We start from the raw sequence: 13,662 nt of genomic DNA, 5'->3' as shown, positions 1-13,662 counted from the left end.
CATACGTTGACCTTCCGTCAACTCCTCGCTGCAGATCACGAGTTCGTGCCATTACTAGTTCGTGCCATTGCTGGTTCGCGCGTGCACGAGTTCGCGCGTTCACATCACGTCATCAGGGGGATCACATGGCTCGGCCGCTCAGACACCTGCGCCTGTGCGCGCTCAACATCGACGGCGTCATGCTGGAGGACACCTTCAGCCCCGTCATCCACCACTTCCTCGTCAGCCGCGGCTGCGCGTACACCGCCGACCTCGAGCGCAGCATCTTTTCCCAGCCCCGCGCGATCGCGGGCCGGCTGCTCGCCGAGGCGATCGGGTCGTCCATGACCGGTGAGGAGGCGCTCGCCGCGTACTTCGAGGAGCGCGCGCGGTACGTCGCCGAGCACCCGGTACGGGTGAGCGACGGGGCCGTCGAGCTGGTCGGGCGGCTGCGCGCGGCCGGACTGGCGACGGTCTGCTACGGCGGGCTCGCCAAGGACCACTTCGACACCTTCCTCGGCGCGCACGCCGCGCTGTTCGACGCGCCCGGCTATCTCTGCACCGACTCCTTCCGGCCCGGACTGCGCGAGATCGCGGGCGCGTTCGGCCTCGCGTACGACCAGGTGCTCGTCATCGACGACGTGGCCCGGGTGGGAGAGGAGGCGGGGCGGCTCGGGATGCCGTTCGTCGGGCATCCGAGCTCCTTCGAGCACAGCTTCCAGCGGCGGTTGATGACGGAGGCGGGTGTCCGCCACGTCGTGGACTCGCTGCACGCCGTGGACGACGAGCTGCTGGGCGTGCTCGACAAGGAGGCCGCCGCCTCCGTGGCCGGGCGTTGACGGCCGGCCGGGCGAGAAGGAGGGGAGAGGCGATGAAGGCGGAAGCGTTGCTGAGCGGCAAGGTGGCCATGATCACGGGCGCGTCCAGCGGTATCGGGGCGGCCGCGGCCCGGCTGTTCGCCGCCGAGGGCGCCGCGGTGGTGCTCATGGCGCGGCGCAAGGAACGGCTCGACGCGCTCGTCGAGGAGATCCGCGCGGCGGGCGGCCGGGCCGTCGCGGCGAGCGGTGACGTGACCTCGTCCGACGACGTCGAGCGGGCCGTGGCCGTCGGTGTGGAGACCTTCGGCAGGCTGGACGCGGCCTTCAACAACGCCGGTTACGCGACGGCGGGCACACCGCTGCACGAGATCGACGACGCCGTCTACGAGCGGACCCTCGACGTCAATCTGCGCGGGGTCTGGAACTGCCTGCGCCACCAGGTGCCGGCCATGCTCGGTACGAGCGATGCGGGCGATGCGAGCGATGCGGGTGATGTGGGCGGTATGCGTCGTACGAGTGGTGCGGGCGGTACGGGCTCGGGCGGGTCCATCGTCAACACCTCCAGCGTCGCCGGGCTCAAGGCCACCGGCGCGTCGGCCGCGTACGTCGCCGCGAAGCACGCGGTGATCGGGCTGACCCGGGCCGCCGCCGCGGACTACGGCGAGCGGGGCATCCGGGTCAACGCCCTCGTCGTCGGCCCGACCCGGACCGAGATGATGGAGGAGGTCCTGGGCGCGCGTCCCGAGCTGGAGGAGGCCTTCCTCTCCCACTCGATGCAGCGCCGGATGTGCGCACCCGACGAGGTCGCCCAGGCCGCGGCCTGGCTGTGCAGCGAGCGCTCCGGCTTCGTGACCGGAACCGCGCTGGCCGTCGACGGCGGGGCGACGGGCCTGTAGGACGACGGGACCGCGACAGGCGTCCCGACGAGGGGGCGACCGGGATCTTCCGGTCGCCCCCGACGTTGTTTCCGGGCCGCGGCTCGCGGGCATTCGTGCCCTCCCGCTCGACAAATAATTCAGAACGCTTGCTATTTTTTTGACGAACAATGGCGAGGGTGACGTCCGTCGGCGAGGAAGGGAGCACGTGCATGGCGATCCAGCGAAGGGCCGTGCGGACGCGCGGCGCACTGGTGCGGGCCGCGGCGGCGGAGTTCGACGAGGCCGGCTACGAAGGCGCCAGACTGTCGCACATCAGTGAGCTGGCCGATGTCTCGATGGGCGCCCTGACCTTTCACTTCCCGGCCAAGGCGGCGCTCGCCGACGCCGTGGAGGAAGAGGGCCTCGCGCTCGCCCGGGCCCTGGTGGAGCGGCTGTCCGAAGGCCGTACGACCGGGCTTGAGGCGGTCATCGAGCTGACCGTGGGCCTGGTGGAGCTGCTGGAGGAGGACCTTGTCGTCCGCTCCTCCGTGCGGCTCGCGCGGGAGCGGCCCGGCGGCGCGGGCCGCTGGACGGGCGTCTGGCTGCCGGCGGTGCGCGAGCAGCTGCGCCTGGTGTGCGCCGAGGAGGTCCGGGAGGTCGCGGCGGATCTCGTCGTCTATCTGCTCGCCGGAGCGGAATCGCAGGTCAGGGCCGCCCTTGCGGTCTCCGGCGGGCCCGTCGCCGGAGGCGGCGTCGCCGAGCGTCTGGGGCACATCTGGCGGCTGGCGCTGTCCGGAGTCCTCGTAAGCGACGGCTGAGCGCTGTGGCGGTGCGGCTCTGTTGCCCTGCCCGGCGTCGATGTCGCACCGGAGTCCCTCCGCTCCCGTGGTGACGGCCCCCTAGAAAAACAAAGCGAACGTTCTGTATCGTTTGAGGCGTCGGAGGGATCGCCCTCCGAGGCGCGTGCCCCCTGGGCGCCCGCTTGGCGCATCGCAGAGAAACGGGGAAGGTCCGTGAAAGTAGCGGTGGTTGGAGCCGGCGGTGTCGGCGGCTACTTCGGTGGCCGTCTCGCCGCGGCCGGACACGACGTCCGGTTCGTCGCGCGGGGACGCCACCTGGAGGCCCTCCGGCGCGAGGGCCTCACGGTCGAGGGCCCCGCCATGGGCTCCGGGCCGGCCACCGACCCCGGGCCGGCCACCGGACCCGGCCCGGCCACCGGCTCCGGCCCGGCCGTGGGCTCCGGCCCGGCCGTGGGCTCCGTACCAGGCGGCTTCTCCGTACCGGCCGAGGCGCTGCGGGCGACCGACGACGCGGGCGAGATCGGCCCCGTGGACGTCGTCCTGCTCGCCGTGAAGGCCTGGCAGCTGCCGGGCGCCCTCCCGCTCCTGAAGCCGCTGACGGCGGACGGCGCGGCGGTGGTCACCACGCAGAACGGCGTCGAGGGCCCGGCCGAGGTCGCCGAGGCCCTCGGGCGGGACGCGGTGCTGCCCGGCAGCGCGAGGATCAGCGCGTACGTCGCGGAACCGGGCCGGATCCGGCACCTCGGCGGCCCCGGCTCCCTCGCCTTCGGCGAGTGGGACAACCGGCCCACGGAGCGTGTCGAACGCCTCCGGGTCGCCCTGGAGCGGGCCGGCGTGACGGCCGTCGTCCCGCGCGACATCTGGGCCGAACTCTGGTCCGCGTTCCTCTTCGCGGCCTCCGTCGGCGCCGTCGGCGCGGTCACCGACGCGCCCGTCGGCGCGCTGCGCTCGCGGCCCGGCACCCGGCGGCTGCTCGCCGACGCCATGGCCGAGATCCGCCGGGTGGCGGCGGCCACCGGCACCTTCCTGCCGGAGGGCGTCATCGTCGACACCCTCGACCTCGTCGACCGGCAGCCCGCCGACGGCACCTCCTCCCTCCAGCGCGACATCGCCGCCGGCCGGCCCTCCGAACTGGAGTCCTGGACGGGCGCGGTGGTCCGGCTCGGTGCCCGCACCGGCACCCCGACGCCGGTCAACGCCCTCCTCTACGAGGTCCTCGCGCTGCGCGAGGCCCGGGCCGCCGAGGCGCGCGACCTGGAAGGAGCGGCGGCATGAGGGCCCCGGACGGCGCCGTGGGGACGACGGCCGACCGGACGGTCACCGGCGACCCCACCGCGCCCGAGCCGTTACCCGGCCGGCTGCCGCGATGCCGCCCGAGCGAGGAGGCGGCGGAGGCGGGCCCGCTCCCGCCGCGCCACCCGCGCCACCCGCGACGCCACGACGCCGGCCCGCTGCTGCCACCCTCGGCGCGCGCCTCCGTGCCCGCCGGCGACATCCAGTACGAGAGGAACGCGCGATGAGCGAACCCATCGGACGGTTCTTGATCGTCGACTACGACCGCTCCCGGGTGGACGACGTGCGCCGCATGAGCACGTACGCCCGCGAGTCCTACGGGACGGCCGTCACCCTGGTCCGCGCCGACCCGACTTCCGTCGACGCCGGGCTCTGCGACGAGGTGATCGACCTCGACCCGCTGCGCCCCGACTTCGCCGACGCCGCCGAACGCCTCCTCGGGCCACGGCGCGACCAGTTCGTGGCCGGCGTCGTCTTCTCCGACGACGCGGTCCGGAGCGGCGCCGAGCTGCTCGCCCGCCTCGGTCTGCGGACCGACTCCCCGGAACTCGCCGCCGGCGCCGCCTGCAAGCACGCCTACCGGCGGAGCGAGGCGGCCCACCGCAAGCTGCTCACCGCCCAGCGCCTGCTCGTGCCCGACGTCGCGCGGGTCGACTCGTGCGAGGGCCTGGCGGACTTCGCCCGCTGGCACCCGGAGGGCTTCGTGGTGAAGCCGGCCAGGGAGGGCGACAACCGGGGCGTGGTCGTGGTCGGGCCCGGGGACTGCGTCGACGCCGCGTTCGCCGAGGTCGGCCCGTACGTCGAGAACGGCGTCATCTGCGAGGAACTGCTGCCCTACCGGCGCGAGTACTCCTTCGACGGCCTCGGCTCGCTCTCCTTCGTCACCGAGAAGGTCAGAGCCGCCGGCCGCTACCCGGTCGAGCTCGCCCAGATCCTGCCCGCCCGGCTCGACCACGCCGGCCGGTCCGCCGTCGAGCGGGCGGGACGGCAGGTGAACTGGCTGGTCGGGCAGTGCGAGGGCCCCTTCCACCACGAGATCAGACTGAGCGACGACGGCAGCCGGACGGCGGTCGTCGCGCCCCACCGGCGCCCGGCCGGCATGAAGATCTGGGACCTGGCCTACTGGGTGTACGGCGTCGACCTGCACCAGCGCTGGGTCGACGCGGCCTTCGGGAACACCGCCGGCCCCGCCCTGTCCGCGCCGGCCTGCTCCGCGGCCACCGTGATGCTCGGCGTCAAGACCGACCGGGACTTCGCTCCGGAGGACGTCGTCGCCGGCCCGTCGCCGCTCGAGTACGCCGTCGCGGCCACCGCCGCCGCCCACCGCCTGCTGCCGGGCGAGCTCGTCGTGACCGGCTTCGACTGGCTGAGCCCGGCGCGGCGCCGGCTGCACGCGACGCCGCGGGACGGCGCCGACTTCGCCGCGCAGGGCTGCGTGGTGCTCACGGCGCCCGGCACCGACATGGGCGAGATCGTGCGTACCCTGCGCGAGGTCTGGCTGGACACGCTCGACGCCTGCACCGGCCGCTTCCCGGCTCCGGCCCAGGTCCCGGCCCAGGTCCGGGGCGAGCACGACGCCGAGACCGAGACCGAGCTCGAGCCCGAGGCGCGGGCCCAGGTCCCGGTCATGGGGGGAGCCGGCCGATGAGGCGCGCCGACTGAGGACGGCGCCCCGGCTGAGGACGGCGGGACGGCGGGACGGCGGGACGGCAGTGGAGCGTTAGCGGTACGCAAGCAGGACGGCAAGGGCGGAGGGGAAGGTTGTACACGGCACTGACACGGTGCCGTCCGACCTGAACCGGGGGAGATCCACCATGCGCAAGAACACCGTCCTCGCCGTCACCGCCGCCGCCGTCCTCTCGCTGGGCCTGACCGCCTGCGGCGGCAACGACGGCACCCGTGACGAGGGCGCCGCGCCGTCCGGGGCGGCGAACGGCGCCACCACGACCGCCGTCACGGGCGGCACGGCGACCGGCACCGCGACCGGCGGTTCGACCACGGGCGGCTCGACCACCGGCGGTGCCACGGCCGGCGGCTCGACCGGCGCCAAGACCTCCGGCGGCACCGCCGCCAAGGCCTCCGCCGGCTCCGGCTCGGCGTCCTCGGCCAAGGCCGCGGCCTGCACGTACAAGGACGTGAAGATCACGGCGGCGAAGGCCGACGAGACGCCCACCGAGCACATCGTGCTCACCGCGACCAACACCTCTGGCCGCGCCTGCCGCCTCTACGGCTACCCGCTGATCGCCTTCGGCCAGATCCAGACCGCCAAGGACATCCCGGCCGTCGCCAAGAGCAAGCCGGCCGCCCCCGTCGTCCTGGAGCCCGGCGCTCCCGCCTACGCCAACGTGCGCGTCGTGCTCGGCGGGGCCCACGAGGACAACAAGGTCGTCAGCTCCTTCAACGTGAACCTCTTCGCCGCCGACGCGCCCGCCGAGGGCAGCGTCGTCGTGAAGGCCCCGGCCGGCGGCCTCGCCGTGAACGAGTCCGCCGCCAAGACCGGCTACTGGACGCCCGAACTGCGCAACGGCGCCGACGAGTTCTGAGCCGGCCTCTGAGCCGACCTCTGAGCCCGCCGCTGATCCCCGCGAACCATCGGGCCCGCCCGGCGCGTCCTCCTCGCCATGAAGGACGGAATCGGCTGCCTCGCCGTACTCGGCGGCTTCGCCACCGGTCTTGTGGTGTGGGGGATCGGCGCGACTCCCGCCCTGACCGGCGGCTTCGAGGGCGAAGGGCGGGACCTCGGCGTGGTGTGGCTGGAACTGCCCGTGATGATGCTCGGCATCCCGGCCCTCGCCCTCGGCGTCTGGGCGCTGCTGCGCCGCCGCTCGCCGCTCCTGCTCGGCCTCGCCGTCGTGGCGACCCTGCTCGCGGCGGGCTGGGCGGGCGCGCAGTGGCTGGAGACGCGGGTGCCGGAGTTCGGATACGAACAGGGTGCGGCCGGACCGGGCGCCTGACGGGACGACGCCTGACGGGACGGCGCCTGACGGGACGGCGCCTGACGCGCGGACGTCTGACGCAGGACGTCTTACGCGAGGACGCCTGACGGGACGGCGCCTGACGGGACGGCGCCTGACGCGCGGACGTCTGACGCAGGACGTCTTACGCGAGGACGCCTGACGGGACGAAGCCCAAGGCGTTACGGGCCGGCCGGCGCCGCGAGGCCCGTCTTCGCGCCCGACCCGCACAGCGGTACGACGGTCGTGCCGGGCCGCCGCGGCGCGGCCCGTACCGCCGCCCAGCAGGCGACGCCGGTCGGCTCCACGTACAGCCCGCGGCGCGCCAGATCGAGCTGCGCGGCCCGGATCTGCGCCTCCGTCACCGTGAGGAACGTCCCGCCCGACTCCCGTACGGCCCGCAGGATCTGCGCCGCGCGGGGCGGGTTCGGGATCGCGATGCCTTCGGCGAGGGTGGGGCGGGATTCGGCCGGTCCCGGCAGCTCCTGCGCGCCCGCGTGGAAGGCGGCGGCCAGCGGGGAGACGGCCTCGGCCTGGACGGCGAGGAGCGCGGGCCGCCGGTCGACGAGCCCGTGGCCGTACAGCTCCTCGACGGCCAGCGCCGCGCCGAGCAGCAGTGTGCCGTTGCCGACCGGCAGCGCGAGGGTGTCGGGCAGCCGGCCGCCGAGCTCCTCCCACAGCTCGTAGACGTACGTCTTGGTGCCGTGCAGGAAGTGCGGGTTGTACACGTGCGAGGCGTAGAAGACGCCGGGCTCGTCGGCGGCGGCGCGGGCCGCGCGGGCCGTCGCCTCGCGGTCGCCCGGGACGACGACCGTACGGGCGCCGTGGGCGCGGATCTGCTCCAGCTTCTTCGGGGAGGTCGCGTCCGGCACGTACACCGAGCAGTCGAGACCGGCCCGGGCTCCGTACGCCGCGACGGCCGTGCCCGCGTTGCCGCTGCTGTCGGCGATCACGGCGCGCGCCTCCAGGCGGCGCGCCAGTTCGGCCAGCATCACCGCGCCCCGGTCCTTGAAGGACAACGTGGGCATGAGGAAGTCGAGTTTGGCCGAAACGGTGTCGGTGAGCGGCACGAGCGGTGTGCGGCCCTCCCCGAGGGTCACATGAGGGATCTCGGTGGCCAGCGGCAGGGCCTCCGCGTAACGCCACAATGAATTCACACGTGACGGAAGTGACGCCAGTGGCACCGGCGCGCTGCTGAAGTCGAGGTCCCAGGGGCCGCGGCAGCGTGGACAACACCAGGTGAGACTGTCCGCGGGAGCGTGGACCTGGCATCGGGGGCACACGTAGGCCGTCATGATCCCCAGGATGGCAGGCGTGTGGCGGGCGCGTTGCGTGGCGCTCGGAGCCCTTGTGGGATTCCTATGGATCGGTCAATCTTTCGGTCGGCAGCCGGAGATGACGAACGGCGCGGACCTCTCACGCCTTTCTTGTCATGTCCATGCAGTACCTGCCCGTGTGTGCCTCGCACGTTCCGTACGACCTGCTCGTCCCGCACGTCCGCAACCGCACGTCCGCAACCCCCCACGTACCCCCACACGACGCACCACCTATGAGGAGGACCCCTCACATGTCCGTGATGCGTGACTCGCGGCGCAGACTCGCCGCCGCCGGTGCCATAGCCGTCGCTGCCCTCGCGTTCGGCTCCCTCTCCGCGCTCCCGGCCTCCGCCGCCGGGACCGCCGCCGAAGGCGTCATCCTGAACGCCGGCGCGGAAGGGACCGTCCCCAACAGCTACATCGTCACCCTGCGCGAGTCCGCCGCCCAGGCGGAGACCGCGAAGGGCCGGGCCGTCGCGACGAAGTTCGGCGCCACGATCAAGCGCACGTACACCGCGGCGCTCAACGGCTACTCCGTCGAGCTCTCCGAGGCGCAGGCCAGGAAGCTCGCCGCCGACCCGGCCGTCGAGTCCGTCAGCCAGAACCGCGTCTTCCACATCGACGGCACCCAGCCCTCGCCGCCGTCCTGGGGCCTCGACCGGATCGACCAGAAGGCACTGCCGCTCAACCAGAGCTACACCTACCCGGACACCGCGGGCCAGGGCGTCACGGCGTACATCATCGACACCGGCGTCCGCATCACCCACAGCGACCTCGGCGGCCGGGCCTCCTACGGCTACGACGCCATCGACAACGACAACACCGCGCAGGACGGCCACGGTCACGGCACCCACGTCGCCGGCACCGTCGCCGGCAACACGTACGGCGTCGCCAAGAAGGCCAAGATCGTCGGCGTCCGCGTGCTCGACAACTCCGGCTCCGGCACCACCGAGCAGGTCGTCGCCGGCATCGACTGGGTGACGCAGAACGCCGTGAAGCCGGCCGTCGCCAACATGAGCCTCGGCGGCGGTGTCGACTCCGTCCTCGACGACGCCGTTCGCCGCTCGATCGCCTCCGGCGTCACCTACGCCGTCGCCGCCGGCAACGAGACCGACAACGCGGCCAACCACTCGCCCGCCCGGGTCGCCGAGGCCATCACGGTCGGCGCCACGACGTCGAGCGACGCCAAGGCCAGCTACTCGAACTACGGCAGCGGCCTCGACCTCTTCGCGCCGGGCTCCTCCATCACCTCGTCGTGGAACTCCAGCGACACGGCCACCAACACCATCTCCGGTACGTCGATGGCCACGCCGCACGTCGCCGGCGCCGCGGCCCTCTACCTGGCCGCCAACCCGACGGCCACGCCGGCGCAGGTCTCCTCGGCCCTCGTCGCCGCGGCCACCCCGAACGTCGTCACGAGCCCCGGCAGCGGCTCGCCGAACCGGCTGCTGTTCGTCGGTGGCGGCACCACCCCGCCGCCCACCGGCCCGAAGTTCGAGAACACCGCGGACTACGCGATCAACGACAACGCGACCGTCGAGTCCCCGGTGACCGTCAGCGGCGTCTCGGGCAACGCCCCGGCCGCCCTCCAGGTGCCGGTCAACATCGTCCACACCTACATCGGTGACCTCCAGGTCCAGCTGATCGCGCCCGACGGGACGGCGTACACGCTGAAGGCCTTCGGCACCGGCGGCAGCGCGGACAACATCAACACCACGTACACCGTCAACGCCTCCTCGGAGGTCGCGAACGGCACGTGGAAGCTCCGGGTCACGGACAACGCGAACCTCGACACCGGGAAGATCGACTCCTGGGCGCTGCAGTTCTGACGGTGATGACGGTCAGGACCGACTGACCGACTGAGTAACTGAAAGGGAGGGGCGGTCGCCGATCCGGCGGCCGCCCCTCCCCGCGTCGCCGGACCCCCGTACCGCCGCGGCCCCGGGACCACGTACGATGCGCGCGCCCGTTCGACTCGCCGAAGGCCCGCTCTTCCCGCCCCCACAGGAGCTCCGTACTCGTGGACCCGTCCCAGCCGCCGCAGTATCCGCAGTCGCAGCCGGCTGTGCCGCCCGCCCCGGGGCCGTACGCCTCGCCCGGTCCCTACGGACCCTTCGGGCCGGCGGGACCCTACGGGCCCCAGAGCCCGTACGGGGCGCCGCGGAAGACCACCAACGGCCTTGCCGTCGCGTCGCTGGTGTCCGGAGTCGTCTGCTGCCTGCCGCCGCTCGGCCTGGTCTTCGGTCTGATCGCCCTGCCCCAGATCAAGAAGCGGGAGCAGAGCGGCAAGGGCCTCGCCGTCGCCGGCATCGTGCTCTCCTCGCTGGCCACCCTGCTGGTGATCGTCGGTCTCGTGACCGGCGGGATCGGTGAGGCGTGGCGGGGGTTCAAGAAGGGCGTGGACGAGGCCGCCGCCTCCGAGTCGCCGTTCGGGCTGCGCAAGGGCGACTGCTTCCGCGTCGACGGCAAGCTGGAGTCGTACACCACCGACGTGAAGACCGTGGCGTGCGGCAAGCCGCACGAGGGCGAGGTGACCGGCAGCTTCAAGCTCACCGGCTTCACCAAGTGGCCCGGCGAGGACGCGGTCGACGACGTCGCCGAGGAGCGCTGCCAGGAGATCAACGACGCCTACGCGCTGGACCGGTGGGCCGTCCCGGAGGACGTCTGGACCTACTACTACCTGCCGACCAGCGTCTCCTGGCGGGCCGGCGACCGCACGGTGACCTGCTCGTACGCCACGGACAAGGCGCCCTTCACCGGCTCGCTGCGGAGGGACGCGACCACTCTGAACGCCGATCAGGTGAGCTTCCTGAAGGCGGTCAACGCCATCGACACGGCCATGCTCAAGGAGCCCGAGCAGGACGCCGACGAGGACCTGGCCGAGAACAAGGCCTGGGCCGCCGAGGTCCACGACGTCGTACGGCGGGAGAGCAACGGCCTGCGCACGCGGCACTGGCCCGGCGGCTCGGCCGAGCCGGTCGCGGAGCTGGTGAGGAAGCTCGACGCGGCCGAGAAGCAGTGGCAGAAGCTCGCCACGGCGAAGGACGCGGACGCCTTCTGGGAGGTCTACGACGTCGCCTACGACTCCGTCGACCGCAAGATCGAGACCGCGTCGCGGACGGCCCTCGACCTGGAGGACACCCTCAGCCAGGACTCCGAGAAGGCCTGACGGAGGCGGACGCGGCGGACGCGGCGCGGCGGACGCGGCGGAGGGCGGCCAAGGCCGGGTATTGCGACGGGAGTTCGGTGGCTATACCCGCGGCGGAGGTTTACGTAAAGACAAGTCATCACTTCGGGTGAAACTCTGGCCCATGCTTGCGGCTGTGCACCCTCGGTTGTCAGGCTGTAGCAGACAGTCAAGCTGAGGGGAGTGTCCAGTGACGTTCGGTGAGCAGCCGGCCTATCTGCGGGTGGCGAGCGACCTCCGGGAGAAGATCGCCAACGGCTCGCTTCCCCCGCACACCCGGCTTCCCTCGCAGGCGCGCATCCGCGAGGAGTACGGAGTCTCGGACACCGTCGCACTGGAGGCGCGCAAGGTCCTCATGGCCGAGGGTCTCGTCGAAGGACGCTCGGGCTCCGGGACCTATGTGCGCGAGCGTCCCGTGCCGCGCCGGATCGCCCGCTCCGGATACCGGCCCGCCGCCGGCGCCACTCCCTTCCGGCAGGAGCAGGCGGCCGAAGGCGCGCGTGGCACCTGGGAGTCGAGCAGCGAACAGGAGCAGGCGAGCCCGGAGCTCGCCGCCCGGCTCGGCATCGAGCCGGGGGAGCGGGTGATGCGCACGCGGTACGTGTACCGGGACGCGGGCGAGCCGATGATGCTCTCCACCTCCTGGGAGCCGCTCGCCGTCACCGGCCGGACCCCGGTGATGCTGCCCGAGGAGGGCCCGCTGGGCGGCTGCGGCGTCGTCGAGCGGATGGCCGCGATCGACGTGGTCGTGGACAACGTCGTGGAGGAGGTCGGCGCCCGGCCCGGCCTCGCGGAGGAGCTGCTGACCCTCGGCGGAGTGCCCGGCCATGTGGTGATGGTCATCGAGCGGACGTATTACGCCTCGGGGCGCGCGGTCGAGACCGCCGACGTCGTCGTCCCGGCCGACCGCTACCGGATCGCCTACCACCTGCCGGTGCGCTGACCTCCGGACCGCCCGCCGGCCCGCCCGCCGGCCCGCTTCCGTATGTTCGAACTCGCCGCGCCGCCCGCACCCGGGCGGCGCGGCGAGTGTTGTCCGGGCCCGTTTTCGACCGCGGTGAGCAGGGCGGCCGCGAAGGCGGCGGCGGCCGGGTGTTTCGCGCCCGAGAGCCGGTTCCTGGCCAATGTGTACCTCTTTGTGAAAACTCATATCCGCTGTGTAAAGGTCAGGCGTAAGCTCGGGCATATGCGCATTGCGGTTTCCAGCAGATCGTTAGACACGGCCGGACCGGCGGAGGGAGCAGCCCGATGAGCGACAGCGGTCCCGTCCTTCCCTGGCTGGTCATACGGCAGGACGACAACGGCAACCGCTACCGCGTCGGCCGGTACGCGACCAAGGACGAAGCCCAGAAGATCGCCGACAGCCTCGACGACCGCGGACACAAGCAGCTCTACTCGGTGGAGCGCATCGGTCAGCCGGCGCTCTGAGCGAAGAGACGCCCTCTCGCCCGGGCGGCCGCCGCGGCCGCCCGGGCTACGCTCCGCCCCATGACAGAACACCGAACCGACCCCGTCGTGGTCGTCGCCGGAGCCCTGTGCGACCAGGGCCGGCTGCTCGCCGCACGGCGCAGCGCGCCCGCCGAGCTCGCGGGCCGCTGGGAGCTGCCGGGCGGCAAACTGGAGCCGGGTGAGAGCCCGGAGGAGGCCCTGGTCAGGGAGCTGCGCGAGGAACTCGGCATCGAGACCGAGGTCGGTGCGCGGCTGCCCGGCGAGTGGCCGCTGAAGCCCGGCTACGTCCTGCGGGTCTGGGCCGCCCGCGTGCGCTCCGGTGTGCCGGAGCCCCTGGAGGACCACGACGAGCTGCGCTGGCTGGCCCGCCACGAGCTGGACTCCGTCGACTGGCTCGACCAGGACCGCCCCGCCGTCGCCGAGGCGGCGCGGCTGCTGCCCGCCGCGCCCGAGGGCGGCGTGCGCGGCTGACGCGTGCGCCGTTCGTGCCACCGTGCGCCGCGGTCGAGTCGCGCGGGATATCCCACTCCCAATATCGGGTATGTCGTGATTAACCCCCCGAAATAGGACGTGGGCCTCGTGATCGACACCGAAGGCGACTGCGCCGAATGGCATTTCCCCGCGGAGGCCAATGCCGTGCGCACGGCCCGCCACGCGGTGCGGGACACCCTGAGGAGCTGGCAGCTCGACGCGGCGATCGGAGACGTGACCGTCCTTCTGGTCAGCGAGCTGGTCACGAACTCCCTGCGCTACGCCTCCGGCCCCATCGGCGTCCGCCTGGTCCGCCGCCCACCCGAGGGAACGGGTCAGGGGAACGGCCCCGCGCTCCTCGTGGAGGTCTCCGATCCGCTTCCGGACCGGCCCACCGAACGCCCCGCCGGTCCCGACGACGAGGGCGGCCGCGGACTCCAGCTCGTGGCCGGATCCGCCCGCCGCTGGGGCACCCGCGCCGGGCGCACCGGCAAAACCGTGTGGTTCGAGCTGGCCTTGCCTGGTGAGTAAACAGGGT

General features: G+C 72.9%; 15 protein-coding genes. 14 read left to right on the top strand and 1 reads right to left on the bottom strand.

What is annotated here, in order from left to right; translation table 11 throughout:
- Nucleotides 1-125: 125 nt before the first annotated feature.
- The 8 genes from ACIGO8_RS03015 (at nucleotide 126) to ACIGO8_RS02980 (ending at nucleotide 6,701) form a co-directional block, all read left to right on the top strand.
- Nucleotides 126-818, top strand: coding sequence for an HAD family hydrolase (locus ACIGO8_RS03015; RefSeq protein ID WP_399723117.1), 693 nt, complete (start codon nucleotides 126-128; stop codon nucleotides 816-818).
- A gap of 32 nt (nucleotides 819-850) precedes the next feature.
- Complete coding sequence (locus ACIGO8_RS03010) at nucleotides 851-1,693, top strand: SDR family NAD(P)-dependent oxidoreductase (protein WP_399723115.1); 843 nt, start codon at nucleotides 851-853, stop codon at nucleotides 1,691-1,693.
- Nucleotides 1,694-1,884: 191 nt separating this feature from the next.
- Nucleotides 1,885-2,472 (top strand): TetR family transcriptional regulator, encoded by a 588-nt coding sequence (locus ACIGO8_RS03005; protein WP_399723114.1) that lies wholly within the window; start codon nucleotides 1,885-1,887, stop codon nucleotides 2,470-2,472.
- Nucleotides 2,473-2,667: 195 nt separating this feature from the next.
- Nucleotides 2,668-3,729: a ketopantoate reductase family protein gene (locus ACIGO8_RS03000; RefSeq protein ID WP_399723112.1), complete on the top strand. Its 1,062-nt coding sequence runs from the start codon at nucleotides 2,668-2,670 to the stop codon at nucleotides 3,727-3,729.
- The gene (locus ACIGO8_RS02995; protein ID WP_399723110.1) at nucleotides 3,726-3,974 is read left to right on the top strand and encodes a hypothetical protein; all 249 of its coding nucleotides are present in this window, start codon (nucleotides 3,726-3,728) and stop codon (nucleotides 3,972-3,974) included. Before ACIGO8_RS03000 ends, ACIGO8_RS02995 begins: the two co-directional genes overlap by 4 nt.
- Nucleotides 3,971-5,395, top strand: coding sequence for an acetyl-CoA carboxylase biotin carboxylase subunit family protein (locus ACIGO8_RS02990; protein WP_399723108.1), 1,425 nt, complete (start codon nucleotides 3,971-3,973; stop codon nucleotides 5,393-5,395). Before ACIGO8_RS02995 ends, ACIGO8_RS02990 begins: the two co-directional genes overlap by 4 nt.
- A 166-nt stretch (nucleotides 5,396-5,561) precedes the next feature.
- Nucleotides 5,562-6,290, top strand: a complete 729-nt coding sequence (locus tag ACIGO8_RS02985; protein ID WP_399723106.1) for a DUF4232 domain-containing protein — start codon at nucleotides 5,562-5,564, stop codon at nucleotides 6,288-6,290.
- Nucleotides 6,291-6,368: 78 nt separating this feature from the next.
- The gene (locus ACIGO8_RS02980; RefSeq protein ID WP_399723104.1) at nucleotides 6,369-6,701 is read left to right on the top strand and encodes a hypothetical protein; all 333 of its coding nucleotides are present in this window, start codon (nucleotides 6,369-6,371) and stop codon (nucleotides 6,699-6,701) included.
- A 182-nt stretch (nucleotides 6,702-6,883) separates the two neighbouring features.
- On the opposite strand, the gene ACIGO8_RS02975 is transcribed toward ACIGO8_RS02980, so the two are convergent.
- Nucleotides 6,884-7,996 carry a threonine synthase gene (locus tag ACIGO8_RS02975; RefSeq protein WP_399723102.1) on the bottom strand — a complete coding sequence of 371 codons (1,113 nt, stop codon included), beginning with the start codon at nucleotides 7,994-7,996 and terminating at the stop codon, nucleotides 6,884-6,886.
- 272 nt (nucleotides 7,997-8,268) lie between these two features.
- On the opposite strand from ACIGO8_RS02975, the gene ACIGO8_RS02970 reads away from it, so the two are divergent.
- The 6 genes from ACIGO8_RS02970 (at nucleotide 8,269) to ACIGO8_RS02945 (ending at nucleotide 13,655) form a co-directional block, all read left to right on the top strand.
- A complete protein-coding gene (locus ACIGO8_RS02970; protein ID WP_399723100.1) occupies nucleotides 8,269-9,846 on the top strand; it encodes a S8 family peptidase in 1,578 nt (525 codons plus the stop codon).
- Between the two features lie 191 nt (nucleotides 9,847-10,037).
- Entirely contained in the window at nucleotides 10,038-11,186 is a 1,149-nt protein-coding gene (locus ACIGO8_RS02965; RefSeq protein ID WP_399723098.1) for a DUF4190 domain-containing protein, read from the top strand.
- Between the two features lie 208 nt (nucleotides 11,187-11,394).
- On the top strand, nucleotides 11,395-12,147 hold the full coding sequence (locus ACIGO8_RS02960; RefSeq protein WP_399723096.1) for a GntR family transcriptional regulator: 753 nt from the start codon (nucleotides 11,395-11,397) through the stop codon (nucleotides 12,145-12,147).
- A 305-nt stretch (nucleotides 12,148-12,452) separates the two neighbouring features.
- A complete protein-coding gene (locus ACIGO8_RS02955) occupies nucleotides 12,453-12,632 on the top strand; it encodes an SPOR domain-containing protein (protein ID WP_399723095.1) in 180 nt (59 codons plus the stop codon).
- Nucleotides 12,633-12,692: 60 nt separating this feature from the next.
- A complete protein-coding gene (locus tag ACIGO8_RS02950) occupies nucleotides 12,693-13,124 on the top strand; it encodes a (deoxy)nucleoside triphosphate pyrophosphohydrolase (RefSeq protein ID WP_399723093.1) in 432 nt (143 codons plus the stop codon).
- Nucleotides 13,125-13,232: 108 nt separating this feature from the next.
- Nucleotides 13,233-13,655: an ATP-binding protein gene (locus ACIGO8_RS02945; protein WP_399723091.1), complete on the top strand. Its 423-nt coding sequence runs from the start codon at nucleotides 13,233-13,235 to the stop codon at nucleotides 13,653-13,655.
- Nucleotides 13,656-13,662: the final 7 nt, after the last annotated feature.

The sequence above is a fragment of the Streptomyces sp. NPDC053493 genome (genome assembly GCF_044544825.1).
GTDB lineage: Bacteria > Actinomycetota > Actinomycetes > Streptomycetales > Streptomycetaceae > Streptomyces.
Note: the sequence above shows the minus strand (reverse complement) of the source record. Positions and strands in the feature narration are given on the sequence as shown.

What these genes read in the sequence shown, in the direction of transcription:
- ACIGO8_RS03015 (WP_399723117.1), top strand. Translation starts at nt 126, where the DNA reads ATGGCTCGGCCGCTCAGACACCTGCGCCTGTGCGCGCTCAACATCGAC.
- ACIGO8_RS03010 (WP_399723115.1), top strand. Translation starts at nt 851, where the DNA reads ATGAAGGCGGAAGCGTTGCTGAGCGGCAAGGTGGCCATGATCACGGGC.
- ACIGO8_RS03005 (WP_399723114.1), top strand. Translation starts at nt 1,885, where the DNA reads ATGGCGATCCAGCGAAGGGCCGTGCGGACGCGCGGCGCACTGGTGCGG.
- ACIGO8_RS02995 (WP_399723110.1), top strand. Translation starts at nt 3,726, where the DNA reads ATGAGGGCCCCGGACGGCGCCGTGGGGACGACGGCCGACCGGACGGTC.
- ACIGO8_RS02990 (WP_399723108.1), top strand. Translation starts at nt 3,971, where the DNA reads ATGAGCGAACCCATCGGACGGTTCTTGATCGTCGACTACGACCGCTCC.
- ACIGO8_RS02985 (WP_399723106.1), top strand. Translation starts at nt 5,562, where the DNA reads ATGCGCAAGAACACCGTCCTCGCCGTCACCGCCGCCGCCGTCCTCTCG.
- ACIGO8_RS02980 (WP_399723104.1), top strand. Translation starts at nt 6,369, where the DNA reads ATGAAGGACGGAATCGGCTGCCTCGCCGTACTCGGCGGCTTCGCCACC.
- ACIGO8_RS02975 (WP_399723102.1), bottom strand. Translation starts at nt 7,996, where the DNA reads ATGACGGCCTACGTGTGCCCCCGATGCCAGGTCCACGCTCCCGCGGAC.
- ACIGO8_RS02970 (WP_399723100.1), top strand. Translation starts at nt 8,269, where the DNA reads ATGTCCGTGATGCGTGACTCGCGGCGCAGACTCGCCGCCGCCGGTGCC.
- ACIGO8_RS02955 (WP_399723095.1), top strand. Translation starts at nt 12,453, where the DNA reads ATGAGCGACAGCGGTCCCGTCCTTCCCTGGCTGGTCATACGGCAGGAC.
- ACIGO8_RS02950 (WP_399723093.1), top strand. Translation starts at nt 12,693, where the DNA reads ATGACAGAACACCGAACCGACCCCGTCGTGGTCGTCGCCGGAGCCCTG.